General features: G+C 57.4%; 28 protein-coding genes, 1 tRNA gene and 1 riboswitch. Of the genes, 14 read left to right on the top strand and 15 right to left on the bottom strand.

All coding sequences use genetic code 11. The features are described from left to right. Positions 1 to 7: 7 nt before the first annotated feature. Complete coding sequence (gene ubiD / locus VJ651_RS04580; protein ID WP_324106297.1) at positions 8 to 1,492, bottom strand: 4-hydroxy-3-polyprenylbenzoate decarboxylase; 1,485 nt, start codon at positions 1,490 to 1,492, stop codon at positions 8 to 10. A gap of 468 nt (positions 1,493 to 1,960) precedes the next feature. Here ubiD and VJ651_RS04575 point away from each other — a divergent pair, with 468 nt between their 5' ends. Continuing rightward, complete coding sequence (locus tag VJ651_RS04575; RefSeq protein ID WP_324106296.1) at positions 1,961 to 2,908, top strand: transglycosylase SLT domain-containing protein; 948 nt, start codon at positions 1,961 to 1,963, stop codon at positions 2,906 to 2,908. Between the two features lie 73 nt (positions 2,909 to 2,981). Here VJ651_RS04575 and VJ651_RS04570 read toward each other — a convergent pair whose 3' ends face one another. The 13 genes from VJ651_RS04570 to glyA form a co-directional block, all read right to left on the bottom strand. Beyond that, a complete protein-coding gene (locus VJ651_RS04570) occupies positions 2,982 to 4,151 on the bottom strand; it encodes a pyridoxal phosphate-dependent aminotransferase (RefSeq protein WP_324106295.1) in 1,170 nt (389 codons plus the stop codon). A gap of 38 nt (positions 4,152 to 4,189) precedes the next feature. Then, a complete protein-coding gene (nusB, locus tag VJ651_RS04565; protein WP_324106294.1) occupies positions 4,190 to 4,660 on the bottom strand; it encodes a transcription antitermination factor NusB in 471 nt (156 codons plus the stop codon). Between the two features lie 3 nt (positions 4,661 to 4,663). Beyond that, complete coding sequence (gene ribH / locus VJ651_RS04560) at positions 4,664 to 5,149, bottom strand: 6,7-dimethyl-8-ribityllumazine synthase (protein ID WP_136415056.1); 486 nt, start codon at positions 5,147 to 5,149, stop codon at positions 4,664 to 4,666. A gap of 134 nt (positions 5,150 to 5,283) precedes the next feature. Further along, a complete protein-coding gene (gene ribBA, locus VJ651_RS04555; RefSeq protein ID WP_324106293.1) occupies positions 5,284 to 6,396 on the bottom strand; it encodes a bifunctional 3,4-dihydroxy-2-butanone-4-phosphate synthase/GTP cyclohydrolase II in 1,113 nt (370 codons plus the stop codon). Positions 6,397 to 6,528: 132 nt separating this feature from the next. Continuing rightward, positions 6,529 to 7,143 (bottom strand): riboflavin synthase, encoded by a 615-nt coding sequence (locus tag VJ651_RS04550; protein WP_324106292.1) that lies wholly within the window; start codon positions 7,141 to 7,143, stop codon positions 6,529 to 6,531. A gap of 13 nt (positions 7,144 to 7,156) precedes the next feature. Beyond that, entirely contained in the window at positions 7,157 to 8,248 is a 1,092-nt protein-coding gene (gene ribD, locus VJ651_RS04545) for a bifunctional diaminohydroxyphosphoribosylaminopyrimidine deaminase/5-amino-6-(5-phosphoribosylamino)uracil reductase RibD (RefSeq protein WP_324106291.1), read from the bottom strand. A gap of 83 nt (positions 8,249 to 8,331) precedes the next feature. Continuing rightward, entirely contained in the window at positions 8,332 to 8,886 is a 555-nt protein-coding gene (locus VJ651_RS04540) for a GspH/FimT family pseudopilin (RefSeq protein ID WP_324106290.1), read from the bottom strand. Beyond that, on the bottom strand, positions 8,883 to 9,362 hold the full coding sequence (locus VJ651_RS04535) for a type IV pilin protein (RefSeq protein WP_324106289.1): 480 nt from the start codon (positions 9,360 to 9,362) through the stop codon (positions 8,883 to 8,885). The genes VJ651_RS04540 and VJ651_RS04535 overlap by 4 nt, the downstream gene beginning before the upstream one ends. Next, positions 9,346 to 10,080 carry a pilus assembly protein gene (locus VJ651_RS04530; protein WP_324106288.1) on the bottom strand — a complete coding sequence of 245 codons (735 nt, stop codon included), beginning with the start codon at positions 10,078 to 10,080 and terminating at the stop codon, positions 9,346 to 9,348. The genes VJ651_RS04535 and VJ651_RS04530 overlap by 17 nt, the downstream gene beginning before the upstream one ends. Then, positions 10,077 to 11,063, bottom strand: coding sequence for a PilW family protein (locus VJ651_RS04525; protein WP_324106287.1), 987 nt, complete (start codon positions 11,061 to 11,063; stop codon positions 10,077 to 10,079). The genes VJ651_RS04530 and VJ651_RS04525 overlap by 4 nt, the downstream gene beginning before the upstream one ends. A gap of 20 nt (positions 11,064 to 11,083) precedes the next feature. After that, complete coding sequence (pilV, locus tag VJ651_RS04520) at positions 11,084 to 11,707, bottom strand: type IV pilus modification protein PilV (RefSeq protein ID WP_324106392.1); 624 nt, start codon at positions 11,705 to 11,707, stop codon at positions 11,084 to 11,086. Between the two features lie 78 nt (positions 11,708 to 11,785). After that, positions 11,786 to 12,256, bottom strand: a complete 471-nt coding sequence (nrdR, locus tag VJ651_RS04515; protein WP_136415043.1) for a transcriptional regulator NrdR — start codon at positions 12,254 to 12,256, stop codon at positions 11,786 to 11,788. Positions 12,257 to 12,438: 182 nt separating this feature from the next. Further along, positions 12,439 to 13,683, bottom strand: coding sequence for a serine hydroxymethyltransferase (gene glyA, locus VJ651_RS04510; protein WP_324106286.1), 1,245 nt, complete (start codon positions 13,681 to 13,683; stop codon positions 12,439 to 12,441). Between the two features lie 92 nt (positions 13,684 to 13,775). Next, a riboswitch (ZMP/ZTP riboswitch) is annotated at positions 13,776 to 13,884 on the bottom strand. 151 nt (positions 13,885 to 14,035) lie between these two features. On the opposite strand from glyA, the gene VJ651_RS04505 reads away from it, so the two are divergent. The 13 genes from VJ651_RS04505 (at position 14,036) to VJ651_RS04445 (ending at position 23,678) form a co-directional block, all read left to right on the top strand. Continuing rightward, positions 14,036 to 14,782: an SDR family oxidoreductase gene (locus VJ651_RS04505; RefSeq protein WP_324106285.1), complete on the top strand. Its 747-nt coding sequence runs from the start codon at positions 14,036 to 14,038 to the stop codon at positions 14,780 to 14,782. Positions 14,783 to 14,801: 19 nt separating this feature from the next. Continuing rightward, positions 14,802 to 15,221: a tol-pal system-associated acyl-CoA thioesterase gene (gene ybgC / locus VJ651_RS04500; protein WP_324106284.1), complete on the top strand. Its 420-nt coding sequence runs from the start codon at positions 14,802 to 14,804 to the stop codon at positions 15,219 to 15,221. Positions 15,222 to 15,302: 81 nt separating this feature from the next. Beyond that, on the top strand, positions 15,303 to 16,004 hold the full coding sequence (gene tolQ / locus VJ651_RS04495) for a protein TolQ (RefSeq protein ID WP_324106283.1): 702 nt from the start codon (positions 15,303 to 15,305) through the stop codon (positions 16,002 to 16,004). Then, positions 16,004 to 16,441 carry an ExbD/TolR family protein gene (locus tag VJ651_RS04490; RefSeq protein WP_136415033.1) on the top strand — a complete coding sequence of 146 codons (438 nt, stop codon included), beginning with the start codon at positions 16,004 to 16,006 and terminating at the stop codon, positions 16,439 to 16,441. Before tolQ ends, VJ651_RS04490 begins: the two co-directional genes overlap by 1 nt. Beyond that, positions 16,438 to 17,325, top strand: coding sequence for a cell envelope integrity protein TolA (gene tolA / locus VJ651_RS04485; protein ID WP_324106282.1), 888 nt, complete (start codon positions 16,438 to 16,440; stop codon positions 17,323 to 17,325). The genes VJ651_RS04490 and tolA overlap by 4 nt, the downstream gene beginning before the upstream one ends. 3 nt (positions 17,326 to 17,328) lie before the next feature. Next, entirely contained in the window at positions 17,329 to 18,600 is a 1,272-nt protein-coding gene (gene tolB / locus VJ651_RS04480) for a Tol-Pal system beta propeller repeat protein TolB (RefSeq protein ID WP_324106281.1), read from the top strand. Between the two features lie 38 nt (positions 18,601 to 18,638). Further along, positions 18,639 to 19,166, top strand: a complete 528-nt coding sequence (pal, locus tag VJ651_RS04475) for a peptidoglycan-associated lipoprotein Pal (protein ID WP_324106280.1) — start codon at positions 18,639 to 18,641, stop codon at positions 19,164 to 19,166. Positions 19,167 to 19,168: 2 nt separating this feature from the next. Then, complete coding sequence (gene ybgF / locus VJ651_RS04470) at positions 19,169 to 19,915, top strand: tol-pal system protein YbgF (protein ID WP_324106279.1); 747 nt, start codon at positions 19,169 to 19,171, stop codon at positions 19,913 to 19,915. A 154-nt stretch (positions 19,916 to 20,069) separates the two neighbouring features. Next, positions 20,070 to 20,145: transfer RNA gene (locus tag VJ651_RS04465), tRNA-Lys, on the top strand. A gap of 333 nt (positions 20,146 to 20,478) precedes the next feature. Continuing rightward, positions 20,479 to 21,075, top strand: a complete 597-nt coding sequence (locus tag VJ651_RS04460) for a TetR/AcrR family transcriptional regulator (RefSeq protein WP_324106278.1) — start codon at positions 20,479 to 20,481, stop codon at positions 21,073 to 21,075. Between the two features lie 89 nt (positions 21,076 to 21,164). Next, positions 21,165 to 22,274, top strand: coding sequence for an alkene reductase (locus tag VJ651_RS04455; protein ID WP_324106277.1), 1,110 nt, complete (start codon positions 21,165 to 21,167; stop codon positions 22,272 to 22,274). Positions 22,275 to 22,344: 70 nt separating this feature from the next. Beyond that, entirely contained in the window at positions 22,345 to 23,028 is a 684-nt protein-coding gene (locus tag VJ651_RS04450; RefSeq protein ID WP_324106276.1) for a type 1 glutamine amidotransferase domain-containing protein, read from the top strand. A gap of 185 nt (positions 23,029 to 23,213) precedes the next feature. Continuing rightward, positions 23,214 to 23,678: a VOC family protein gene (locus VJ651_RS04445; RefSeq protein WP_324106275.1), complete on the top strand. Its 465-nt coding sequence runs from the start codon at positions 23,214 to 23,216 to the stop codon at positions 23,676 to 23,678. Here VJ651_RS04445 and VJ651_RS04440 read toward each other — a convergent pair whose 3' ends face one another. Then, entirely contained in the window at positions 23,679 to 24,350 is a 672-nt protein-coding gene (locus VJ651_RS04440) for a TetR/AcrR family transcriptional regulator (protein WP_324106274.1), read from the bottom strand. Positions 24,351 to 24,638 lie beyond the last annotated feature (288 nt).

The raw sequence follows: 24,638 nt of genomic DNA, 5'->3' as shown, positions 1-24,638 counted from the left end.
CAGCCGATCAGATCCCCAACTCTTGCCAGATGCGATCGACTTTCGCCTTGATTTCATCGGTCATGGCAATCGCCCTTCCCCACTCACGCTGGGTTTCCCCCGGCCACTTGTTGGTCGCATCGATTCCCATCTTGCCACCCAGCCCGCTCACTGGTGACGCAAAGTCGAGATAATCAATGGGCGTGTTCTCCACCAAGGTCGTATCCCGCGCCGGATCGACACGCGTCGTGATCGCCCAGATCACTTCCTTCCAGTCCCGCACATTGACATCCTCATCCACTACGACGATGAACTTGGTATACATGAATTGACGCAGGAAACTCCAGACTCCGAACATCACGCGTTTGGCGTGGCCCGGATAGGACTTCTTCATCTGCACCAGCGCCATGCGGTAGCTGCAGCCCTCGGGCGGCAAATAGAAATCGGTGATTTCGGCAAACTGCTTCTGCAGCAAGGGAACGAACACCTCGTTCAGCGCCACGCCCAGGATCGCCGGCTCATCCGGCGGTTTCCCTGTATAAGTGGAGTGATAAATCGGATCGCGCCGCATGGTGATGCGATCGATCGTAAACACCGGAAACCAGTCCTGCTCATTGTAGTAACCCGTGTGGTCACCGTACGGGCCTTCCAGCGCATGTTCATAACCACTCGGATGCGATGGATCAGGATTGATATGCCCCTCCAGCACAATCTCCGCCGAGGCCGGGACGCGCAGTTCGCTGCCGATCGTCTTCACGAGATCGGTCCGACTGCCGCGCAGCAGGCCGGCAAACTGGTATTCGGACAGGCTGTCCGGTACCGGGGTCACCGCACCCAAGATAGTTGCCGGATCGGCTCCGAGGGCGACCGCAATCGGATATGGCTTGCCGCGATTGACGATGCAATGCTCGCGAAAGTCGAGTGCGCCACCTCGGTGCGCCAGCCAGCGCATGATCACCTTATTGCGACCGACGACCTGCTGGCGGTAGATGCCGAGGTTCTGCCGTTTCTTGTGCGGCCCCTTGGTCACCACCAGTCCCCAGGTGATCAATGGCGCCACGTCGCCCGGCCAGCAATGCTGGATCGGCAGCCTCGCCAGATCGACATCATTCCCCTCCCAAACGACTTCCTGGCATGGCGCCGATCGATGCTCTTTCGGCGCCATGTCCCACAAGGCTTTCACCATCGAACCTAAGCCCACGATGTCCTTGAATCCCTTCGGCGGCTCCGGCTCCTTCAGCGATGCCAGCACATGGCCGATGCGGCGCAGTTCGCTCACATCCTCCGCGCCCATGCCCAATGCGACGCGACGCGGCGTACCAAACAAATTGCCCAGCACCGGGATCGTGTGGCCGCTCGGCTGATCGAAAAGAAGCGCCGGACCGCCCGCGCGCAGGGTCCGATCGCATATCTCCGTCATCTCAAGATACGGAGAAACCGGCGTCGCGACATGCTTTAGTTCGCCCAATTGTTGCAATTGGGAAATAAAATCCCGCAAATCAGAATATTTCATGATTTTTCACAAGGTTGAAGAGCTGCTTCTATTTTTTAATTGCAAGCCCAAGTAGTTGATTTTATTGATTTTCTGTTGCGGTGCAGCGATAAATCTAGATTCAAAAGTTATAAAGAATCAAGTTGATAGTATTGACTTGATATAAACAGCCCCCTAGAATTTGCCCAACTCGATGAGGAGGCCCGCCTGGGGAGTGAAGGCGAGGCAGCAAAAATCTTCATCATTCACGGGGTCGGGGCCCACATAACATTTTAAGGAGTGTTTCCAAAAGGCGTCTGCCTTCTCCCCGAACAAGTTGTTTGCCGCTGATCCGGCGCCTTCGCGCAGCCGCCAGCCTGGAGCAAACAATTCCGACGTCTGCATGCTGCGCCGCGCGCGGCAGCGGACGATGACCGATTCTCGGCAAGCACAAGGGTCTACAAGGCTTTGTAGTGGGTTCTTCGCATGCCGCGACGATTAGGAGGTTCAATGTTAAATCGATTTATCCGGGCAACGTTCGACGTTACCCGTAAAACTGCCAGCCAGTCGGCCGCATGGGCGGTATTCGCCCGCGACACCGTCAGCGGCTTCATTACGACCGCGCATCACACCGTACTCGTCCTCGGGATCATCGCCATCGCCGCGCTTGGCATCATGTTCGTCAAGCCGGAAATCGCCGATCAGCTCAAGGAATTGTCTCCGTTCGCTGAAGCAAGCGCAGACGAAGTAACGGATGAGGAAACGCCTCCTACCACGGCGGCCCTTGACATGCCGGCCCAGTCGATCACCAAAGCGGCCGCCGCCGGCAATGCGCATGCAGCGGTTGCGGCCGAGGACGCAGTGGGCAACACCCGCCAGCAACAGTGGGTGACGAGCTGGTTGTCCAAGCGCTATCGGGTCGCGTCCGACGCCACCAACATGCTCGTTTCGGCCGCCTACATGACAGCCAAGGAAATCAAGCTCGATCCGCTCCTGATCCTGTCGGTCATGGCAATCGAGTCCGGATTCAATCCGTTCGCGGAGAGCCCGGTCGGAGCGCAAGGCCTGATGCAGGTCATGTCCAAGGTCCACCACGACAAGTTCGAGGACTTGGGAGGCGTGAAGGCGGCGCTGAATCCGGTCGCGAACATCCGGGTTGGCTCGCTGATTCTGAAGGATTACGTCACCCGCGGCGGCTCTGTCGAGGCGGGACTGAAACTGTATGTCGGAGCCGGCGCATCCGACTCCGATTCCGGCTATGGTGCCAAGGTGCTGGCAGAATACCGGCGGCTGAAGGAAGTCGCGATGGGCAAGAAGGTTCCGGTTTTCTCGACTTCGGCGAGCTCCGGTACGCTCAAGCCCCGCCAGGAGCGCAAGGCTGAGTCGGACGGAGAATCCGCGAAGCTCGAAGGGAAGACTGAACCCTTGGCAAAGGCGGATCAGTTCGCGGCGCTGTAAGCTTGCAACAGTCGTAAAAAAGGAGCCTTCGAGGCTCCTTTTTTTATTTCCTGCAAAAACGTCCCTGCGTCGCTCAGGATCGTTGGGCGAAAAAACTCGTCAAGCGGCCGACCGCTTCACGCAAATTGTCCATGGATGTCGCATAGGACAAACGAATATACTGACGCGCCGTGTAAGGGCCGAAGTCGAGTCCCGGTACCAGCACCACTCCCGCCTTGTTCAACATCTCGATCGTCAACCGGTCCGCATCATCTGACAACGAGGAACAATCCGCGTACACATAGAACGCACCATCCGGCGTCACCGGCACCTTGAAACCGAGTTCGCGCAGGGCGGGAACGATGTAGTCGCGACGCCTTTTGAATTCAGCCTTGCGCTGCTCATAGATTGCAATCGATTCAGGCAAAAAACAGGCGACACCGGCATGCTGCGCAATGCTGGATGCACAGATGAACAAATTCTGGGCCAGCTTCTCCACCTGCGGGACCATCCGTTCCGGCACGACCAGCCAGCCGAGACGCCAACCTGTCATGTTGAAGTACTTGGAAAAACTGTTGATGACAATCACGTCCTCACCCAGCGACAAGGCCGAAAATGGCGCTTCGTCGTAAGTCAGCCCTTGATAGATCTCATCGACAATCGTGAAGCCCTTTCGCTCCCGAACGCTGGCGACGATTTTTGCCAATTCATCATGCGGAATCGAGGTGCCGGTGGGATTCGAGGGCGATGCGAGCAACACGCCTCGCGTGGCCGGCGACCATTGATCGCACACCGTCGCGTCGGACAATTGGAATCGATCCTCCGGACCGCTGGGGATCAGCTTTGCGACGCCCTCAAAGGCGGCCACGAAATGCCGGTTGCAAGGATAAGACGGGTCGGGCATCAGTACCTCGGCATCCCTTTCCACCAAGGCCGCGCATGCCAGCAGAAGCGCGGCAGAAGCGCCGGCGGTGACGATGATGCGCGACGGCGCGATGTCCAGACCGTAGACACGCTCGTAATGTGCGGAGATCGCCTGGCGCAAGGAAGGAATACCGACTGCGGAGGTGTACTGCAGCTTGCCATCCGCCATGGCGCGAGTCGCAGCCTCGATGACCGGCGGCGGCGCCGTGAAATCAGGCTCGCCGATGCCCATATGAATGATCGAACGACCCTGGCGCTCGAGTTCCGTCGCCATTTTCGCGAGTTCCATGACATGAAACGGCGCAATGTTGGCCAGTCGCGAAGCAAGAATGGGATTCATCACAATAGTTGATTTTGCGGCGGATCAGCTTGTCGTTCTCAGCGCCTTTTCGCGTCATCCACTTCGACGTCGCGCACCTTGGCTGCGAATTTGTCGAGTACGCCGTTCACATACTTGTGGCCATCGATGCCGCCAAATGACTTGGTCAGCTCGACGGCTTCATTGATCACGACCTTGTAGGGAATTTCCAGATGATTGCTGAGCTCGTAGGCGCCGATCAGCAGCGCCGCATGCTCAACCGGCGACAATTGATCGATCGGACGGTCGATCAAAGGGCCCAGGCCTTCGCGCAGCTTGTCAACCTGCCTGATCGTGCCATGCAGCAGCGTATCAAAGTGCTCGGCATCGGCCTTGTCAAACCCGTGCGCTTCACGGATATGCGCATCGATCGCCCCCGTATCTTCGTTGTTCAGCAACCACTGATACAAGCCCTGCAGTGCGAATTCGCGCGCGCGATGGCGTGGCGTCCGATTCTTGTTCGGATTCGCATGAACATTCTTCTGTGTCATGAATTACTCTTCCTCGGTTGCTTCAGCGAGTTCTTCCAGAGCAATGGCAAGGTTCGCCATTTCGACCGCAACACGAGCGGCATCTGCGCCCTTTTCAGCCATACGCACTTCTGCCTGTTCGTCAGTTTCCGTCGTCAGCACGGCATTGGCAATCGGAATGCCAAAGTCGAGACCAACCCGGGTAATGCCCGCGCCGGACTCGTTGGATACCAGTTCGAAATGGTAGGTTTCACCACGAATGACCGCCCCGATAGCGATTAGCGCATCGAACTGCTGGGTTTCCGCCATCTTCTGCAGCGCAAACGGGATCTCCAATGCGCCAGGAACCGTGACGTGCAGTACGTCCTCGTCAGCAACGCCGAGATGCTTCAGTTCGGCCAGGCACGAAGACAGCAGCCCGTGGCAGACATCTTCATTGAACCGGGCTTGCACGATACCGACGCGCACGCCTTCGCCGCTCAAATTGGTCTCGTATGTTCCTACGGTCATGGTTGTTCCTTCATGCGCGACTGCGCTCGTTAAAATCAGACACCACGCGTGTTTCGTTCGGGCAAGCGAACCACGCGTGGAGCGTTTGTTATTACAGAAATGTAGCAGCTATTTGCGCCAGTAAAAGCGGGGAATCAGCTTTCCGGCTTATCCTGGTAGCCAACGACTTCCAGATCGAAGCCGGTCATCGACGGCATCTTGCGCGGATTGGCCAGCAGCTTCATCTTTCCGACGTCCAGGTCCTTCAGGATCTGGGCGCCAATGCCGTAGGTCCGCAGATCCATGCGCGAACCGCGCGGCTGCGGCTTGGCGTCGGGCGTATTCAGCGCTTCAAACTGCGCAAACATCTGCTCGGCGGATTCCTCGCAATTCAGCAAAACCATGACACCGCGCTCGGAGGCCTTGATGGCGGACATGGCCGAAGCCAGGTTCCATGAATGGGTGGTTGCCTGTGTTTCCAGCAGGTCGAGAATCGACACCGGTTGGTGCACGCGAACCAGCGTTTCAAGTTCCGGCTTGACGTCGCCGTGCACCAGCGCAAGGTGCGCGCCGCCACTCGGCTTGTCACGATAGGCAATGGCCCTGAAGGTGCCATGCACGGTATGCATCTGGCGTTCCGCGACCCGGTCTACGATGCTTTCATTCCGACTGCGATAATGGATCAGGTCGGCAATCGTGCCGATTTTCAGTCCATGCTCCTTCGCAAACTCCATGAGGTCGGGAAGACGCGCCATGGTGCCGTCGTCCTTCATGATCTCGCAAATGACTGCAGCTGGCGTCAGTCCGGCGAGTTCTGCAAAATCGCAACCCGCCTCGGTATGGCCGGCGCGCATCAGCACACCACCCTTCTGTGCCTTCAGCGGGAAAATGTGACCAGGCTGAACGATATCGGCCGGCCCGGCATTTTTTGCCACTGCGACCTGCACCGTCCTTGCCCGGTCAGCCGCAGAGATACCAGTCGTTACTCCCTCGGCGGCTTCGATCGATACCGTGAAATTGGTGCCGTATGAAGTTCCATTACGGGAGGTCATCATCGGCAGATTGAGCTGATTGCAGCGCTCTTCGGTAAGCGTCAGGCAGACCAGCCCGCGCCCGAACTTCGCCATGAAATTGATTGCTTCCGGAGTGACGAATTCCGCGGCAAGAACCAGGTCGCCCTCGTTTTCGCGGTCTTCCTCATCCACCAGTATGACCATGCGGCCTGCGCGCAGCTCGCTGATGATTTCTTGAGTTGTTGAAATAGCCATGACTAAAATCCTATGTAGCCTGCTATTTTAAAGGATTTACACCGCCCCTAACTTTCAAGGCCGAAACAATTGATCGCGCGGCCACGCCTAAAGACACTTTCTTGCCAATCACACAACCAATTTGCGCGGCACCTAGTCCTTCATGCTCAACATACGTTCCACATAACGCGCGATCAGGTCGATTTCCAGATTAAGCTTCGTACCAGGTTTCAAGTGTTTGAGCGTGGTGACTTCCACCGTATGCGGTATGAGGTTGATGGAAAATTCACATCCATTTAGCCCATCGGTCACGCGATTGACGGTCAGCGATACGCCGTTGACCACGATTGAGCCTTTATAGGCGAGATACTTGGCGAGTTCCTTCGGCGCTTCGATGACCAGTTCCATCGATTCGCCAACCGGATCGAACTTGCGAACCACGCCGAGTCCGTCAACATGCCCCGATACCAGATGGCCACCTAGCCGGTCGGCCAGCGTGAGCGCCTTTTCAAGATTGACCTCGCCGACCGCATCGAGACCGGCTGTGCGGTTCAGGCTTTCGCGTGACACATCGACGACAAACCCCTTGTCCGTCTTGCTCACGACCGTCATGCAGGCGCCGTTGAGTGCAATCGAATCGCCGAGTGCAACATCGCTCATTGGCAGGCCGCCGGCATCGATCGTCAGCCTCACGCCCGAATCGGCCTGATTGCCCAAGGGAGTAATGGATGTGATAGTGCCGATCGCGGCGACGATTCCGGTAAACATGAGTGCAATCCGATCAGATGAAACGAGCAAGGATACGCAAATCCGGCCCGATTTGCTTGATTTCGTGAAAAGCGAGTTGCTGTCGGCCGTTCAGGTTTTCCAGTGCCGGCAAATCGAACAAACCTCGCGCGTCTCCGAGCAGGCTGGGAGCCAGATAGAGCAACAATTCATCGACGCATCCTTCACGAATCAAGGATCCGTTCAGCTTGAATCCTGCCTCGACATGCAGCTCATTGATCTGCCGCCTCCCCAATTCCAGCATCAGGGCCGGCAAATCGACCTTGCCTTGCGCGTTCGACAGCATGAGGATTTCAGCGCCGCGTTCGCGCAAACGCGCTTCCTTCTCCGGATCGGAGCAGGCGGTTGCGATCCATGTACCGCCGCCCTCGAGAATGCGGGCGTCCGGACTTATCTGCAGCTGACTGTCGATCACGATTCGGCGCGGCTGACGCGGTGTGTCAATCGCCCTCACGTTGAGCCGAGGGTCGTCTTCCCGCACGGTGCCAATGCCGGTCAGCACGGCACACGCTCGGGCACGCCACCAGTGTCCGTCATTTCGCGCGGCGTCGGAGGTGATCCATTGACTGCATCCGTTATGCAGTGCCGTCTTGCCATCGAGGCTGGCAGCCGCCTTCATGCGAATCCAGGGTTTGCCCCGCTGCATGCGGGACATAAAGCCGATATTCAATTCGCGCGCTTCATCTTCCAGTACACCGCATGCCACTTCGATACCCGCGGCCTTCAGCTTCGCCACGCCTTGGCCGGCAACGAGCGGATTGGGATCGGCCACTGCGGCAACCACTCGCGCCACGCCGGCACGAATCAAGGCGTCCGCACATGGTGGCGTACGACCATAGTGACTGCAAGGTTCGAGCGTAACGTAGACCGTGGCGCCGCGAACGTCGGCTCCCCGCCTGGCGGCATCGTTGAGCGCCTGTATCTCCGCATGCGCCTGCCCCGCCGGCTGCGTGTATCCTTCACCGATAACCCGTCCGTCCTTGACGATCACGCACCCCACCCTGGGATTCGGCGCGGTGATAAAGAGTCCTTTCGCCGCCCATTGCAGCGCGAGTTCGATGCCCTGTGAGTCGGAATGTATATCCACGAATGATGTGAGTTCGGTTAATAAGTTCGGCGCGTCAAGCCTGGGCGATTGTATCTCCGCCATCGACCCAAATGCATCCACGCCTAGCAGGATGTTCCCTCGCGTGCCGGATTGCACACACGTGGCCGCCCCAGGAAATTGAGCTTGATCTTGCGCACCTGATCATTCAACTTGAATGTGAATGTTCCGAATTGGGTTCGCTGACTGCTGGAATTGGTACGAGTCCGGCCCGCGCCGCTATACGCGAGATATTGTACTGTCGAATCGGTAAGACTTGCCCTGATGCTGGTGCCTTTCTGAAGCGCATCATGGATGAAAATCACTCTTTCTCCTGCGTCTGGCCTTTGATTATTGTTTTCATCGACAAACACGACCCAGCCGCTGGCCCAGTTCCCATCCGCGTCCTGCGGCACCAAATCGACCCGAGTCCCGCGCTGGATCGCTTCCGAGCGAGTCAGGCTGATGGCCGCATAAAAGTCGTTAACGACTGCGCTTATCTGCTGGCTCTGGATGAAGGATTGGAGACTTGGTAAACCCATTGCAAGCAGAACAGCGACAACTGCGAGTACGGTCAGTAGTTCAACCAGCGAAAGGCCGCGGTGCCTTGTCGCCGGAATCCATGCATGTCGGCGTCTCATTTCCAGCAACCGGGACTGTTGGCGGCCTTCAGGCCAGTGCTGGTCACGCTCAATTCACCACAAGCAATGTCCTTGTAGCTTGAATCAACATTCTTCGTACCCGGCATGGCAATCAGTTGCACACAATTCCTGATTGTGTCGTTCTTGCATGGCTCGGCCTTGATCTCGTAGGCGCTGCTCTTTGAAGTTTCGCCGGAAAACCACTTGAACTTCTTTTCTTCTTCATCAGTTGATTCCTGCGAAAACTTGATATAGCTGTTGTGCTGCGAGTAGGAGCGCTCCTCCTGCTGCAGGAGCTGCATCAATGCGGCACGCGCCTCGGCTCGCCTTCCCTTGCGAACCGCTTCCTGATAACCCGGGTAGGCAATCAAGGAAAGGATCACGATGATGACCAGCACGACCATGACTTCAATGAGGGTGAATCCCGCACGGTCCGGTTTGCATGCCCCTTGTCGCCCCCTACTTTTGAGAACCACTACGCAATTCCTCCCAGTTATGTATCTCGCGCCAGCTGAATCGACCGACCGGCACATTGGTTTCAGGTTTGCTACGGCCTTTTTTCCTGTAAAGCGTCTGCAAGGCGACTTGTGTGGTCTCGCGTGTACCGAATCCCACTGCCGTGATCCGGTAAACATTCTCTGCTTCGGGTTTGACGGCAGAGTTATCCGGATTCCGGTGAACACCGAGTTCAATGATGTATCTAGGCAGGCGCGCTGGCAGTGAACCTTGTCCGACCTGAAAGGCCCGCCCAGTGAAAAAGCCGTAGGGTACCGAGGCCGCATCCGCGCCTGCATCCGTAAAGTCGACGGTTTGCCAGGCCGGAGCCATACGGTCATCGGTAGTGCATATGCCAAGAAATTGCCGGGAAGCTCCCGGGCTGCAGCCATTCGGAATACGCTCCATTTGTTCGCTGCCGAATAAATCGCTACGCGCGGTTTCGCCGGGAGGCGAACCCTCGATATCCAGTTCGGCATCCAGCAATGCCGCTTCCGCAGCCTGCAAGGCAATCTGGCGGTCGCGGTCATTGCGGGCTGCTTTTTCTCCCTGAAGCGCCATGTTTGCCGCAGATACGGCAAGCGTCAGAACAACCGTCAACATCAAGAGCGCCACAATCAGCGCCGCTCCATGTTGTCGCGCAAAGGATGAGCGGAACCCGAGCGACGGCCGAGCACGTCTTGGAAATCCGGAATTCATGTATGGTTTTTGGCCAGCGCGGTTGGCAACAGCACCATTGAACTAAAGATCCGCCGTTGTCTGCCTCGTACCGATTTCGGCAACGAGGATTCCAGCAAACGCACGCCGGCATCCGCGCCGGCATAGGCGTTTGAATAATCCTTGCCGAAAAGGTCGTACTGAGTCGTCGCCTTCTCGCTTTGAGTACGATTCGCGCCTCGAATCAACAGTGAAAACTTCACTGCTGCGACTTTTTTCCAATAGCCTTTTCCCCGCCGTTCTGTGACCCGATCATGCAGTCTCGCGTCGCGAGACGAGCTTGCATTGTCCAGGGCATCAATGGCGGTTGCGTTCAAAAACTGGTCCGGCAAGCCGTCGTCGTCCATATCGAGTCCATAAAGAACTTGAAATGATTCGACCCCGCGCGCGATTGCCTGCGAGGTCCAGGAATCGTCGCCGCGATACTTGCAATACAACTCGGGCTCCCCACTCGCATCTTCGGCGACGTAGAAGATGCTCCAGCCACGACTCTCATCCGCACTCTCCGAGGCACTGAGTGCAGAAACACTGAAGCCGGCACAATTGAGCATCGTGCCGTCACCATTGTCTCCACTTCCGGCGCCAGAAAATCGGACAGCAAGCACGTCGCTTCCGTTGACCGCTTTTGTGTATGGCCCATCAATGCCCTGCGTTCTGCTTTTCAAACCGGCCGCATCCAGTCCGGAAATGCTTGCATTCGTCATCGCTGCGGAAATCGGCAGCTCCGATGAACTTTCTTCTTCAAAGGAAACAGTTCGAATCGATCTCGTGATGACGTCGATGGCGTAACGTCCGGTCTCCTGTATGCGCGCATCATCGTCTTGCATCAAATAGGTGGTTTTCGTCGAAACAAACAGTGTCGTCGTTGCCATCACAATCAGCAGACCAAGGGCCATTGAAATCATCAGCTCGACCAGGGTCAGGCCGTATTGCTCGGCGAGAGACGCCTGGCCTGGATCGGGCACTCTGCATATCGGGAGAGCGTTCATATTGCAGGGAGCCCGACCGTAATTGCGACACTGGGAGGGAACTTGCCATCACCATCCTTGACCAAGGCACCGTCCGGATTTTTTGCTTGCCAGCCAACCTTGATTACCAAAGGCGCCGTACTTTCCGATGTGCCCGTGCAATCCCAGGATAGTGATTTTTTCCCGCTATCCCATGGTGATGCGTCATGACAAATCACAAGCCGTCCACCTGGCAGCGTTGCGTGTACGCGGCTTTTCCACTCATAGAGTTCAAATTGGGCGAGTTCCTCTGCATCGCATCTGGCGGCATAGCAGAGCTTCGGTGGCATCGGCAGATCACCGTCGCCCGTCGACTGGTAGCTTACTTGCGCGAACGGGCTTGCACCGCCTGCCTGGCTCAAATGCTGATTAATCATTCTGATCGCATCGGCCATTTCGCTGGCGATTTGCAAGGCAGACGTTTGATATGCAGATTGCTGCGCGGTGCGAAAGGCCGCCAGTTGGAGCCCTGCGGCCCCGATCACGCCGATTGCCAGGACAACGATGGCAACCAATGCTTCAACCAAGGAAAAGCCTGCGGCGCACGACTGCCACGTTTGGCAACGGCCTGCCCATGAACGAGATGTACTGCATGGATTCATTTTATAAAAATGAGGCATAATTGTTTTTATGACAATAATTTACTCGAAAAAACTGAGCGCCTTTATGGCCGCGATGAATTACTTTGCGGGGTTTTTGCGTTCTGGTCCGACTTCGGCAATCGCGTCCTGGAATTCAGCGACGTCTTCGAAGCTCTTGTAGACGGATGCGAAGCGGATATAGGCAATCTTGTCGAGGCGTTTCAGTTCTCGCATGACCAGCTCGCCGATGTGGCCTGATACAACTTCCCGGGCGCCACTGGAAAGCAGTTTTTCTTCGATGCGATGAATCGCAGCGTCGACCGCCTCGGCGGAAACGGGACGCTTGCGCAGAGCGAGCATCAGGCTGCCGCGCAATTTCGCAGGATCAAACTCGGCACGACTGCCGTTTTTCTTGACGATAACCGGCATCGAGAGTTCGATGCGTTCGTAGGTGGTAAATCGCTTGTCGCAATGGGCGCAGCGGCGACGGCGGCGAATGGTGTCCCCTTCCTCCGACACGCGTGTATCGATGACTTGGGTGTCCTCGTGATGACAGAAGGGGCATTTCATGGCGGCGGTGTTGCCTTTGAAAAATTGTTAATTAAATAATTTTCTTGCCACCCGCCCGAAATTTCAATCCCATGAATATGGTGCGGAATGCAAGACGAACCGCTTTTCGGACTCTACATCAGTTCATCTCGCATTCCAATGTGCCGCACATCCCGCAAGACTCGCGGCACAGAGTAACGCACTCAACCGTAAACGGGGAATGCCTCGGTCAACTTCTTGACCTCCGCTTTCACGCGTTCTATGGTGGCCGCGTCATGCGGATTGTCCAGCACGTCGGCGATCAGGTTGCCGACCTTGGTTGCCTCCGCTTCCTTGAAACCGCGGGTCGTCATGGCGGGGCTGCCGAGGCGGATACCGGAGGTCACGAACGGCTTCTCCGGATCATTCGGAATGGCGTTCTTGTTGCAGGTCATATGCGCGGAACCGAGGATCGCTTCGGCTTCCTTGCCGGTGATCTTCTTCGCCCGCAGGTCGACCAGCATCACGTGCGATTCGGTTCTGCCGGATACGATGCGCAAGCCGCGCGCGATCAAGGCCTTGGCCAGCGCGTCTGCATTTTTCACGACCTGCTGCTGGTAATCCTTGAATTCCGGGGACAGTGCTTCCTTGAATGCGACCGCTTTGGCGGCGATCACGTGCATCAGGGGACCGCCCTGGATGCCCGGGAAAATCGCCGAGTTGATGGCCTTTTCGTGCTCGGCCTTCATCAGGATCACGCCGCCGCGCGGACCGCGCAAGGACTTGTGTGTAGTGGACGTGACGAAGTCGGCATGCGGCACCGGATTCGGATACACGCCGGCAGCAATCAAACCCGCGTAGTGCGCCATATCGACCATGAAGTAGGCGCCAACGTCTTTTGCCACCTTGGCGAAACGTTCGAAATCGATGCGCAGCGCATAGGCGGAAGCGCCGGCGATGATCAGCTTCGGCTTCTTCTCATGGGCCAGACGCTCCATCGCGTCGTAGTCGATCTCTTCCTTGTCATTCAGGCCGTAGGAGACCACGTTGAACCACTTGCCCGACATGTTCAGCGCCATGCCGTGGGTGAGGTGGCCGCCTTCCGCCAGCGACATGCCCATGATGGTATCGCCCGGCTTGAGCATCGCGAAGAAGACGCCTTGGTTGGCTTGCGAGCCGGAATTCGGCTGCACGTTGGCGGCTTCGGCGCCATACAATTCCTTCAGGCGGTTGATTGCCAGCGTTTCGGCGATGTCGACGAATTCGCAGCCGCCATAATAGCGCTTGCCCGGATAACCCTCCGCATATTTATTGGTCAACTGAGAGCCTTGCGCCTCCATGACAGCCGGCGACGTGTAGTTCTCGGACGCGATCAGCTCGATGTGATCTTGCTGACGCTTGTTTTCCTGCTGGATGGCGGACCAAAGTTCAGGATCGACTTTGGCGATGGTCTGGTCTTTTGAAAACATGAAAACTCCAATCGATTAAGTTGCAAAGTGGGTTTGCCTAAATCGAATGAGGGCCGATAGAAATGACAGGCAGCCTCAGTCGTGCATTCCATTTGGGCTGCCCAGGCGAACGGCTAAAGATAAGTCTCACGTTCCCCGGTGGATGCCCACCTTGTCGCCGGAAATACTGCCCGGCCTTTTTCGCCAGTTACGTGAGACGAAATGGAGCTAGATTGTAAGATAGGTACCTGATTTCAGCAAGGATGAGGGTATACACCATCGCTAGTGCCGTCTGGAAAGTTTGTTCAAGGCGGAATGCCGCCTTTCGGCTACAATTTTGACAACCGTTCATTCGAAAAAAGGGAAAGGCAATATGATCGTCTTGATTACGGGCGCAACTTCCGGTTTTGGCGCCGAAATGGCGCGCAAATTCGCCAAAATGGGTCATAAGGTGATCGCAACCGGCCGCCGCAAGGATCGGCTCGACGGTTTGGCCAAGGAACTTGGCTCTGCTCTCTTGCCTGTTGCAATGGATGTCAGCGACAAAACATCGATCAGCAGCGCATTGTCGGCACTTCCATCCGATTGGCGCGATATTGATGTCCTCATCAACAACGCCGGCCTGGCACTTGGCATCGCGCCGGCACATCAGGCCTCGCTGGAAGAGTGGGAAACGATGATCGATACCAATTGCAAGGGTCTGGTCACCATGACTCACATGGTCCTCCCCGGCATGGTGGCACGTGGGCGCGGCACCGTGATCAACATTGGGTCGACCGCCGGCGCCTATCCCTACCCGGGCGGGAATGTCTACGGTGCGACCAAGGCTTTTGTCGATCAGTTCACGCTGAATCTGCGCGCGGACCTGGTCGGAACCGGGGTGCGTGCCACGAATATCGCTCCGGGCTTGTGCGGTGGAACCGAATTCTCGAATGTGCGCCTGAAGGATGACGCAGCCGCGGCGAAAGTCTATGAAGGCACGGTGCCGCTGACTTCCGCGGACATCGCTGAGACCGCCTACTGGATTGCGACCCTGCCGCCGCATGTCAACATCAATTACATTGAAATGATGCCGACCTGTCAGGGATTCGGACCTTTCTCCATCAAGCGAACGAGTTAAAGGCGCGGACCGGATTGTGATGAATGCCGATTTCACCTGGACCGTTCGCGTCTATTATGAGGACACGGATACCGGCGGCGTAGTGTTCTATGCAAACTACCTGAAATTCTTCGAGCGCGCGCGGACCGAGTGGCTGCGCGCAGCCGGAATCAACCAGGGATTGTTAGCAGAAAAGCATCATTCAATGTTCGTCGTCAAAAGCACGGCAGTGGATTATCATGCTCCGGCGAAATTAGATGATGAACTGAAACTCACCGTCGTTGTCGAAAGGCTCGGACGTGCTTCGGTACAATTTGTACAAGAAGCCTGGCGCGTCGATGGAACACAGCGGCATCTGCTTTCCAGCGGACGCATCAGGGTTGGCTGCGTGGATACCAGGACGTTCCGCCCCAGTCCGATACCCGACGAGGTATTGGCCAGGATAAAAAAGACAGGATAATTTCCCCTCATTGCTCAATCGCGCCGGTGCCGTTCCGGTGCGTTGCGGCATAACGAGATAATTGCACATAGATACAGACCAATGACCGTCACCCAAGACCTCTCCTTCATTTCCCTTATCGGCAACGCCTCCCTGCTCGTCCAGCTCGTCATGGCTCTGCTGCTTCTCGTCTCGGTGATGAGCTGGTCATATATCTTCCGCAAGATGTTTGCGATCAAGAGCGCCCAGACGCAGACCGAGGATTTCGAGCGCGCTTTCTGGTCGGGCGGCAACCTGAATGCCTTGTATGAAGAAGCCACCTCGAATCGCCGCCATACGGCAGGCAAGAGCGGTGCGCTGGAGCGTATCTTCGAATCCGGCATGGGCGAATTCATCAAGGTCAAGGCGACCTTTGCCGCCAAGGGCAACGTCGATTCCGGCAGCGTGATCGACGGCGCGCGCCGCGCGATGCGGGCTGCCTACCAGCGTGAGATGGACGCGCTGGAGTCGCACCTGGCTTTCCTCGCGTCGGTCGGTTCGGTATCGCCGTATGTCGGTCTGTTCGGCACGGTGTGGGGCATCATGAATGCTTTCCGCGGGCTGGCGAACGTGCAGCAGGCGACCCTGGCGGCGGTCGCGCCGGGCATTGCGGAAGCGCTGATTGCGACGGCCATCGGCCTGTTCGCCGCGATTCCGGCGGTGGTCGCCTACAACCGCTATTCGCATGACATCGATCGCCTGGCGATCCGCTTCGAAAGCTTCATCGAAGAGTTCTCCAACATCTTGCAACGGCAGGTCCGCTAATGGCGAACAGCACGATGCGCGGCGGACGCGGCCGCAAGTTCAAATCCGAAATCAACGTCGTACCTTATATCGACGTGATGCTGGTGCTGCTGGTGATCTTCATGGTGGCCACACCAATGACCAATCCCGGCGTGGTCAATCTGCCGACGGCCGGCAAGTCGGCATTGCCGCCGACGGAATACATTCAGATTTCCTTGAAACCGGATACCAGCGCGACGATCGGCATCAGCGGCAACAAGAGTCGCGGACAGGCTGCCGACAAGGTTGGCGGACGCAGCGCGCTGGTGCAGAAACTGGGCGCCCTGCATGAGGAGCATCCGGATCTGCCAGTGATGATCTCCGCCGACAAGGACATCAAGTACGACGAAGTGATCCAGGTGATCTCGGAAGCGAAAAAACTGGGCATCAATCGCGTGGGGCTGGCGACCAAGCAATGACCGACGAAACACCGTACATCGTCCCTAAGGAACCCGGACGCTGGCGCGCTCTGACTTTTGCGGCGCTGATGCATGCACTGCTGTTCGCCTTCCTCTGGATAGGCGTGCGCTGGCAGAACGATACGCCGGCCACCATCGAGGCAGAAGTATGGAGCCCCGAGACCCGCGAAGCGGCGCCCCTTCCTGTTCCCCAGAAGGAACCGGAACCGCAGCCTGTTGTCAAAGAGACACCCAAACCCAAAGCGATTGAGGAAGCACCGGTGCCGAAGCCGGACATCGCGCTGGAACAGGAAAAAAAGCGCAAGGCGCTGGAAGAGAAGAAGCGCCACGAAGAAGAGCTGCGCAAGGAAAAGGAAAAGAAGCGGCTGGAAGAAGAAAAAGAACGCCTGGCGAAGCTGAAAGAACAGGAAGAAACCAAGCGGCTCGACAAAGAGAAAGCTGAAAAGGCGAAGAAAGACGCAGCCGAGAAGAAACGCAAACAGGAAGAAGCCGATGCGAAATTGCTGGCCAAGGCGCGCGATGAGGAAATGCGCCGCATTACCGGCGGCGTGACGGGTAGCGGCGGAACCGGCGAACAGGCGAAATCCCAGGGCGGCCGCGCGGATGCCGGCTATATGCAGAAGATCGCTGCACGCATCAAATCGCATACCGTCTTCAATGTGCCGCTCGACCTGACCGGCAACCCGCCTGTCGAATTCGTCGTCGAACTACTGCCTGACGGAACCCTGCGCGGTGCGCCGCGCAAGCTGAAATCCTCCAACGTGCCGGGTTTTGACGAAGCCGTGCTGCGGGCGATCGACAAGTCGCAGCCCTTCCCACGCGACGACAAAACAGGCAGCGTGCCGTCCAAAATTACTATCTCGCATAGACCGAAAGACCAATAAGTCATGATGAAGACTCTTCTATTTCGCAGTATCGCCGTACTGGGATTGATGGTTGCCACCCTCGCGCATGCCCAATTGAGAGTGGAAATTTCCGGTGTGGGCGCCAATCAGATTCCCGTCGCCATCGCCGGATTTGCAGATGAAGCGGCAGCACCGCAACAGATCACCGCCATCGTCAAGGCCGATCTCACGCGCAGCGGTTTCTTCAAGATCATCGACACCGGCAACGTGATGTCTGAAACCACACCAGTCAACTTCGACGAGTGGAAATCGCGCGGCGCGGAAGCCCTCGTGGTCGGCAGCGTGCAGCGCCTGGCGGACGGCCGCCTCGACGTGCGTTACCGCTTGCTCGACACATTGAAATCGTCCAACCTCTCGGGCTTTGGCCAGGTCGCCGCGCCTGATCGGCTGCGCGTCGCGGCGCATCGCATCGCGGACGATATCTACGAAAAGCTGCTTGGCGTGCGCGGCGCATTCGCCACCCGCATCGCCTATGTCACCAAGGCAGGACGCGAATATCGCCTGGAGATCGCCGATTCGGATGGAGAAGGTACGCAGGTCGCATTGCGCTCGAATGAACCGATCATTTCACCCGCCTGGTCGCCCGACGGCACGAAGGTCGCGTACGTCTCGTTCGAATCCAGAAAGCCGGTGGTCTACGTGCAGGATCTGGTCAGCCGCCAGCGTATCGTGGTTGCCAACTACCGCGGCAGCAATTCCGCGCCATCATGGTCACCGGACGGCAGCAAGCTCGCCATTGCCTTGTCGCGCGACGGCTATACGCAGGTGTACACGGTCAATGCGGATGGCGGCGGCTTGCGCAAGCTGACCAGCACGACAAGCATCGAAACAGAGCCGCAGTTCTCGCCTGACGGGCAGAGCATCTATTTCACCAGCGATCGCAGCGGCGGGCCGCAGATCTATCGCATGAGCGTGAATGGCGGTGAAGCGCACCGGGTGACGTTCAACGGCAGTTACAACATCAGCCCTCGCCTGTCGCCCGACGGAAAAACCCTTGCGTTTATCTCGCGTCGCGAAGGCCGCTTCCAGCTGTATGCGCTCGACCTGGCCAGCGGGCAGGAGCTGCGCCTGTCCGACACAACGAAGGACGAGTCGCCCAGCTTTGCGCCGAACGGCAAATACATCATGTACGCCACCGAGTCCGGTCGTCGCGGCACGCTCGCCGTTGTGTCGGTCGATGGCCGTGTGAAGCAGACCTTGACAACCCAGGCAGGCGACGTGCGCGAACCTACCTGGGGACCATTCATGAAATAATATGAGTTTGTGGAAACAATTTAATCAGGAGAATTCAAATGCGCCCCATCACAAGTCTGGCTCTCATCCTTTCCAGCGCGTTGTTTCTGACCGCGTGCGGCTCGTCCGTCAAACTGGACGACAAGGTCAAAGTTGAAGAGCGCTCAGGCACTGTTCCGACGACCTCCGCCGATGCACGCACGGTTGCGCCGATCACAACCGGCTCTACCGATCCGCTGAACGACCCGAAGGGCGTCCTGGCGAAACGCAGCATCTACTTCGACTTCGACAGCTACATCGTCAAGGATGAGTTCAAGCCGCTGGTCCAGGCGCACTCGAAATACCTGACCGCGAATAAGAACCGCAAGATCGTCATCCAGGGCAATACGGATGAGCGCGGTGGCCGCGAATACAACCTGGCGCTGGGGCAGAAGCGCGCGGAAGCCGTCCGCAAGTCGATGTCCCTGCTCGGCGTGTCCGACTCGCAGATGGAAGCAGTCTCGTTCGGCGAGGAAAAGCCGAAAGCAAGCGGCAGTGATGAGGCTTCCTGGGCCGAAAATCGCCGTGCCGATCTGGTCTACCAATAACCATGAATAAATTCCAATCCACACTGGCCGCGGCCGCCATGGCCGCAATTTCTTTGGTGCCGCTGCAGGCGCGCGCCGCCCTGTTTGAAGACGATGAAGCGCGTCGGGCCATTCTCGAAATCCGCGAGCGCCTCAACAACATGCAGAGCGAAATCAACGCCAAGGCAGACAAGTCGAACAGCTTCGATCTCAATAACCAGAATGAGCAGCTGAAGCAGGAAATCGCTCGTTTGCGCGGCCAGATTGAAATGCTGACCAACGAACTGGCGAATACGCAGAAGCGGCAGAAGGATTTCTACGTCGATCTCGATACGCGCCTGCGCAAGCTGGAGCCGCAGCAGATCACGGTCGATGGCAAGGAAGTCAGCGTCGAACAGGGTGAACAACGCGCATACGAAGCGGCGCTTGCCTACTTCAAGGCGGGCGATTACAAGAACGCCGGCGCATCCTTCTTCGATTTCCTGCGCCGCTATCCCAACTCGGGTTTTGCGCCGTCCGCGCAATACTGGCTGGGCAACACCTACTATGCGCAACGCGATTACCGCAACGCGATTTCGGCGCAGCAGGTGGTCGTGAAGAATTATCCGGACAGCCCGAAGGCAGCGGATGCCCTGTTGAACATCGCAAGCTGCCATATGGAATTGAAGGACAAGGGATCTGCGAAGAAAACGCTGGAAACATTGGTCGCGCAGTATCCGGATTCGCCCGCAGCACGCACGGCAAAAGAACGCCTGACTGCATTGAAGTGAGAATTGCCGACGCGACGGATGCGACGGATCGCATTACGATCATCGCTTCTGTCGTCAGGAATATTATCGATGCCGTCGGCTGCCATTGTTGATGGAAATTTTCGTTGCACCATTTGACAGCAAACACAAAAGCTTCTTATAATCGCTGTCTTTCGGGTCGTTAGCTCAGTTGGTAGAGCAGCGGACTTTTAATCCGTTGGTCGCAGGTTCGAGTCCCGCACGGCCTACCAGAAATCGAAAACAGCTTCCAGCGATGGGAGCTGTTTTTATTTGCGCTGCAAGTTGCCGCGATCAAATAATTCAAGGCTGGATTATGCGGCTTTAACGACGCCATGCGGAGCCAACCGAGTCGCATCACGCCTGGCCGACAATTCCGCTACATCCCCTCGAGTCGTGCCCTGCTGCTTAACGTGCAGCGAACAAAAAAGTGTGCGTCGCCAATCTGTCCGGCCCAGCTAGCCCGTTCGCAAGGCGTTCAATGCCACTGCGCAATCCTTCTATCTTCTTCATGAAGATAAATCCGGCGATTGCTTCTAGACGACCGGTCTAGTACAATCCACACCATGGAACGAAATACGCGTTATCAGGACAATCGCGAACGCATTCTCTGCGTAGGAGAAGGCTTGATACTCGGGCGCGGCTTTACCGCGATGGGGCTCAGCGAACTGCTGACCGCCGCAGATGTGCCGAAGGGCTCGTTTTATCATTACTTCCAGTCCAAAGAAGGTTTTGGCGTGGCTTTGCTGGAGCGCTACTTCGAGCATTACAAAGAGCGATTGCGGAAGCTGTTCGCGGACAAGGCGGTTCCGGCGCATGCAAGATTGCTGGCTTATTTCGATGGTTGGCGCCAGTTGCATGTCGCCAGTCAGTGTCATGACACCTGCCTGGCGGTCAAGTTGACGGCGGAAGTTTCCGATCTGTCGGAACCGATGCGAAAAGCCTTGGCCGATGGCATGGATAGCGTCATTCGCCTGATTGCCGACGCCATCCTCGCGGCACAGGAAGAAGGGTCGCTCGATCGCGCTCATGATTCCCAACAGCTTGCCGAAGCGCTGTATGCGATGTGGCTGGGAGCCTCCTTGCGCGCGAAGGCGAAACGAAGCATCGATGCCTTGAACATTGCTTATCGCCAGACTGAACACATGCTCAGTGCCGGCTGAATGGATTCATCTTTGCAAGTGGGCGATTGTTCGCCTTTTTTTTCGATGTTTAACTAGACGACCGGTCTAATATTTATAGCGAGGAATTCATGTCAAAAAAGCTGCTTTCGCCCCTCACCCTCGGCTCTCAATCCCTTCCCAACAGGGTCATCATGGCACCCCTCACCCGCTCGCGTGCCGGCCAGCCGGGCGATGTACCGACGGCCTTGAACGTTGAATACTATGCACAGCGGGCCAGTGCCGGATTGATCATCACTGAAGCCACCCAGATTTCGCGTCAGGGTCAGGGCTATGCCTGGACGCCGGGCATTTATACCGATGAACAGGAAGCGGGCTGGAAAAACATTGTGCAAACCGTACATGCAAAAGGCGGACGGATTGCCTTGCAGATGTGGCACGTCGGACGCATTTCTCATCGACTCATCCAGGGAAACGACACTCTGCCGGTTGCGCCCTCTGCTCTCGCGCCGGCGAACTCGAGCTGCTTTGTCATTCAGCCGGATGGCAGCCTTGCCACCTTGCCGTGCGAGACGCCGCGCGCACTTGCGCTGGAAGAATTGCCGGGCATCGTGGCGCAATATCGCCAGGCGGCAGAACGGGCAAAGCGCATCGGCTTTGACTTCGTGGAAGTCCACGCGGCCAACGGCTACTTGTTGCAGCAATTCCTTTCGACCAACAGCAATCAGCGCACCGACAGCTATGGCGGCTCGCTGGAAAACCGCGCACGCCTGATTCTCGAGGTGGTCGATGCGGTGGTCGACGTCATGGGCGCCTCACGCGTCGGCGTACGCCTGTCGCCGCACTTTGCCGCGCACGGCATCGCCGATACCGAACCGGAAGCCAGTGCCTTGTATCTGGCGAAGGAATTCAGCCGTCGTGGCATCGCCTACCTGCATATTGCGGAACCGGATTGGGCTGGCGGCGTCAAGCTCACAGACGCCTTCCGTGCGCAGATCCGCGAGGCGTTCTCCGGTGCGCTCATCTTTTGCGGCGGCTATACCGCAGAGAGCGCAGAAGCCTTGTTGCAGAAGGGAATTGCGGACGCCATTGCATTCGGTCGTCCCTTCATTGCCAATCCGGATCTGGTCGAGCGTTTCCGTCGCGGCGCGGAACTGAACAAGCCGGATCGCGCAACATTCTACGGCGGTGGCGCACACGGATATACCGACTACCCGACGCTGCAGCTCGAAACCGCTTGAAGCCGATCCGCGAGGCAAGCTCTTGAACCTTGCCTCGCATTCCCTCAACACATACACGCAAGGAGCAAAGATGAAAATTCTGATGGTGCTGACATCGCACGACCAACTGGGCAACACGGGAAAAAAGACGGGCTTCTGGCTCGAGGAATTCGCCGCGCCCTACTATGTTTTCAAGGATGCGGGCGCGGACATCACGCTGGCTTCGCCCCAGGGTGGACAGCCGCCGCTCGATCCGAAGAGCGACGACCCGACTGCGCAGACCGATGCTACCCGACGCTTCAAGAGCGATGCCGAGTCACAAGCCGCACTTGCGCGGACCGTGAAACTGTCCGAGGTATCCGCCGGTGATTACGACGCGGTGTTCTATCCCGGCGGGCACGGCCCCTTGTGGGATCTTGCCGAAGACCGTGATTCCATCCGCCTGATTGAAACCATGTACGCCGCCAGCAAGCCTGTTGCCGCGGTTTGCCATGCCCCGGGTGTCTTGCGTCATGCGAAGACGTCAGATGGCACGCCCCTGGTGAAGGGAAAGGGCGTGACCGGCTTTACCAATACCGAAGAAGCCGCCGTGCAGCTGACTGAAATCGTGCCATTCCTGGTCGAGGATGCCCTGGTGAAGAACGGCGGCAAATACAGCAAGGAAGCCGACTGGCATCCGCATGTCGTTGTCGACGGAACCCTCATCACCGGACAGAATCCGGCGTCGTCTGAGCCGGCGGCAGCGGCGCTCCTGCAAATGCTGCGGCAAGCGTAAGCAGTCCGCATTCACGGGTGCTCGGGTACCGCGTAGCACGCGGCACCCGGCTCCGCACATGGGCGGCAAGCGCCTCGCCAGCTTCCAATCGGCCGCGTCCGTGACAAAACACTTTCCCTCGGCAATGATTTAATTTACCATATGTTCAATAAAGCATAAAACACTCTCCCTTGCCGAGGTCCGCCATGCAAGTTCGCACACTCGATCATTACTCCATCCGCACAAGCGATGTCGAAGAGTCGATCCGCTTCTACCGCCTTGCGTTGAACATGGTTACCGGCCCTCGGCCGCCATTCCGCTTTCCCGGTGCCTGGCTCTACCCTGCCGGCGTCAACGGCGAACCGGCGGGCAATGCCCTGGTCCATATCGTCGGCGTGGACCCGCAGGATACAGAAGGCCTCACTGATTATCTGGGCGCGAAGGAATCAAGGGAAGGTGGCGGGACAGGCAAACTCGATCATGTCGCCTTCCGCGTAACCGGGCTTGCCGGGACGTATGCTGCCCTGAAATCGCATGGCATCCCGTTCAGGGAACGTCGCGTTCCGGAAATGGATTTGCATCAGGTGTTTCTGGAGGATCCGAACGGGATCACGATTGAACTGAACTATGCTGCGGCAGAAGACCTTGCTGCGAGTATGCAGAGCGCCTAGTTACTTCTCGCCACCGAACATTTCCTGCGCCGCCACGATGTAGGCATGCACGCGATCCTTGATGACCTGGGTGAGGTTTTCCGGCCCGGGCAGGTTGTACACCCACTGCCGGATACCGATATAAAAGATGCCCCCGTGCAGGCCCCAGGCATGTTCATTCTCTCGCTCGCTAATCTTGCCGCGCAGCGGCAGGCCGAGATGCTTGCGCGTTTCAGTGACGATACGTGGAAACAACTTTTGCCTGAGCAAGCCGAGGTATTTGTCCGGAATGGAACCGTCATTCAAGCCTGAGAACACCAGTATGCGAACCCACTCCGGCGTCAGGATCGTTGCCGCATAGTCGAGGTAGAAGCGAGTCAGCTTCTCTTCCAGTTCCGCATCTTTGTCGTCAAGCCATGTCTCCCACTCGCGCTTCCAGCGCCCCAGATATACCTCCTGGTACACCCGGTCGATGAGCGCCTGCTTGGTCGGAAAATAGTGATACAGCAGCGGGTGGGTGATCCCGATGTTCTTTGCCAGGTCGCGCGTCTGTCCTTCGAGCCCGCGCTCGGAGAAAAACTTGATGGCACCTTGAAGGATTTGCTGCTCGCGTTCCTGGGTGCTGAGGCGTTGGCGGACCTTGCCTTCTTTCTTGGCGGCGTCCGGTGTCGGTTCTTTGGTTCGAGCTCGCATGACGATGAATTGTGCAGTGGGGAGCGCGGGTCGCGCGCCTTTCCCGGTTGGTCGGACTCATCCGGGCCTGCCATTGGCAGCGCTTGCCGGCACCTGCCGGACGAATCTGATGAGCCATTTCTCAGTGGCGCTAATGATACCCGTATTGACTGCCGGCTTCGATGAATCTCGTCCAGAACTATTGTTTGACTTCATTTACCAGTTGGTAAATAATAGAAAAACAGAACAAGCGGCATCGCGCCCGAAGCAAGGTTCACCTCGGTAAATCGCCTCGCGGCGCGCCCTGTC

The organism is Noviherbaspirillum sp. (genome assembly GCF_035254865.1).
GTDB lineage: Bacteria > Pseudomonadota > Gammaproteobacteria > Burkholderiales > Burkholderiaceae_D > Noviherbaspirillum.
The sequence above is the reverse complement of the archived record's forward strand: the minus strand, read 5'-3'. Positions and strand labels throughout refer to the sequence as shown.

Bases quoted from the DNA above. Each gene is read 5' to 3' on its own strand.
- ubiD (WP_324106297.1), bottom strand. From the start codon at position 1,492: ATGAAATATTCTGATTTGCGGGATTTTATTTCCCAATTGCAACAATTG.
- VJ651_RS04575 (WP_324106296.1), top strand. From the start codon at position 1,961: ATGTTAAATCGATTTATCCGGGCAACGTTCGACGTTACCCGTAAAACT.
- VJ651_RS04570 (WP_324106295.1), bottom strand. From the start codon at position 4,151: ATGAATCCCATTCTTGCTTCGCGACTGGCCAACATTGCGCCGTTTCAT.
- nusB (WP_324106294.1), bottom strand. From the start codon at position 4,660: ATGACACAGAAGAATGTTCATGCGAATCCGAACAAGAATCGGACGCCA.
- ribH (WP_136415056.1), bottom strand. From the start codon at position 5,149: ATGACCGTAGGAACATACGAGACCAATTTGAGCGGCGAAGGCGTGCGC.
- ribBA (WP_324106293.1), bottom strand. From the start codon at position 6,396: ATGGCTATTTCAACAACTCAAGAAATCATCAGCGAGCTGCGCGCAGGC.
- VJ651_RS04550 (WP_324106292.1), bottom strand. From the start codon at position 7,143: ATGTTTACCGGAATCGTCGCCGCGATCGGCACTATCACATCCATTACT.
- VJ651_RS04540 (WP_324106290.1), bottom strand. From the start codon at position 8,886: ATGAGACGCCGACATGCATGGATTCCGGCGACAAGGCACCGCGGCCTT.
- VJ651_RS04530 (WP_324106288.1), bottom strand. From the start codon at position 10,080: ATGAATTCCGGATTTCCAAGACGTGCTCGGCCGTCGCTCGGGTTCCGC.
- pilV (WP_324106392.1), bottom strand. From the start codon at position 11,707: ATGAATCCATGCAGTACATCTCGTTCATGGGCAGGCCGTTGCCAAACG.
- nrdR (WP_136415043.1), bottom strand. From the start codon at position 12,256: ATGAAATGCCCCTTCTGTCATCACGAGGACACCCAAGTCATCGATACA.
- glyA (WP_324106286.1), bottom strand. From the start codon at position 13,683: ATGTTTTCAAAAGACCAGACCATCGCCAAAGTCGATCCTGAACTTTGG.
- VJ651_RS04505 (WP_324106285.1), top strand. From the start codon at position 14,036: ATGATCGTCTTGATTACGGGCGCAACTTCCGGTTTTGGCGCCGAAATG.
- ybgC (WP_324106284.1), top strand. From the start codon at position 14,802: ATGAATGCCGATTTCACCTGGACCGTTCGCGTCTATTATGAGGACACG.
- tolQ (WP_324106283.1), top strand. From the start codon at position 15,303: ATGACCGTCACCCAAGACCTCTCCTTCATTTCCCTTATCGGCAACGCC.
- VJ651_RS04490 (WP_136415033.1), top strand. From the start codon at position 16,004: ATGGCGAACAGCACGATGCGCGGCGGACGCGGCCGCAAGTTCAAATCC.
- tolA (WP_324106282.1), top strand. From the start codon at position 16,438: ATGACCGACGAAACACCGTACATCGTCCCTAAGGAACCCGGACGCTGG.
- tolB (WP_324106281.1), top strand. From the start codon at position 17,329: ATGATGAAGACTCTTCTATTTCGCAGTATCGCCGTACTGGGATTGATG.
- pal (WP_324106280.1), top strand. From the start codon at position 18,639: ATGCGCCCCATCACAAGTCTGGCTCTCATCCTTTCCAGCGCGTTGTTT.
- ybgF (WP_324106279.1), top strand. From the start codon at position 19,169: ATGAATAAATTCCAATCCACACTGGCCGCGGCCGCCATGGCCGCAATT.
- VJ651_RS04460 (WP_324106278.1), top strand. From the start codon at position 20,479: ATGGAACGAAATACGCGTTATCAGGACAATCGCGAACGCATTCTCTGC.
- VJ651_RS04455 (WP_324106277.1), top strand. From the start codon at position 21,165: ATGTCAAAAAAGCTGCTTTCGCCCCTCACCCTCGGCTCTCAATCCCTT.
- VJ651_RS04450 (WP_324106276.1), top strand. From the start codon at position 22,345: ATGAAAATTCTGATGGTGCTGACATCGCACGACCAACTGGGCAACACG.
- VJ651_RS04445 (WP_324106275.1), top strand. From the start codon at position 23,214: ATGCAAGTTCGCACACTCGATCATTACTCCATCCGCACAAGCGATGTC.
- VJ651_RS04440 (WP_324106274.1), bottom strand. From the start codon at position 24,350: ATGCGAGCTCGAACCAAAGAACCGACACCGGACGCCGCCAAGAAAGAA.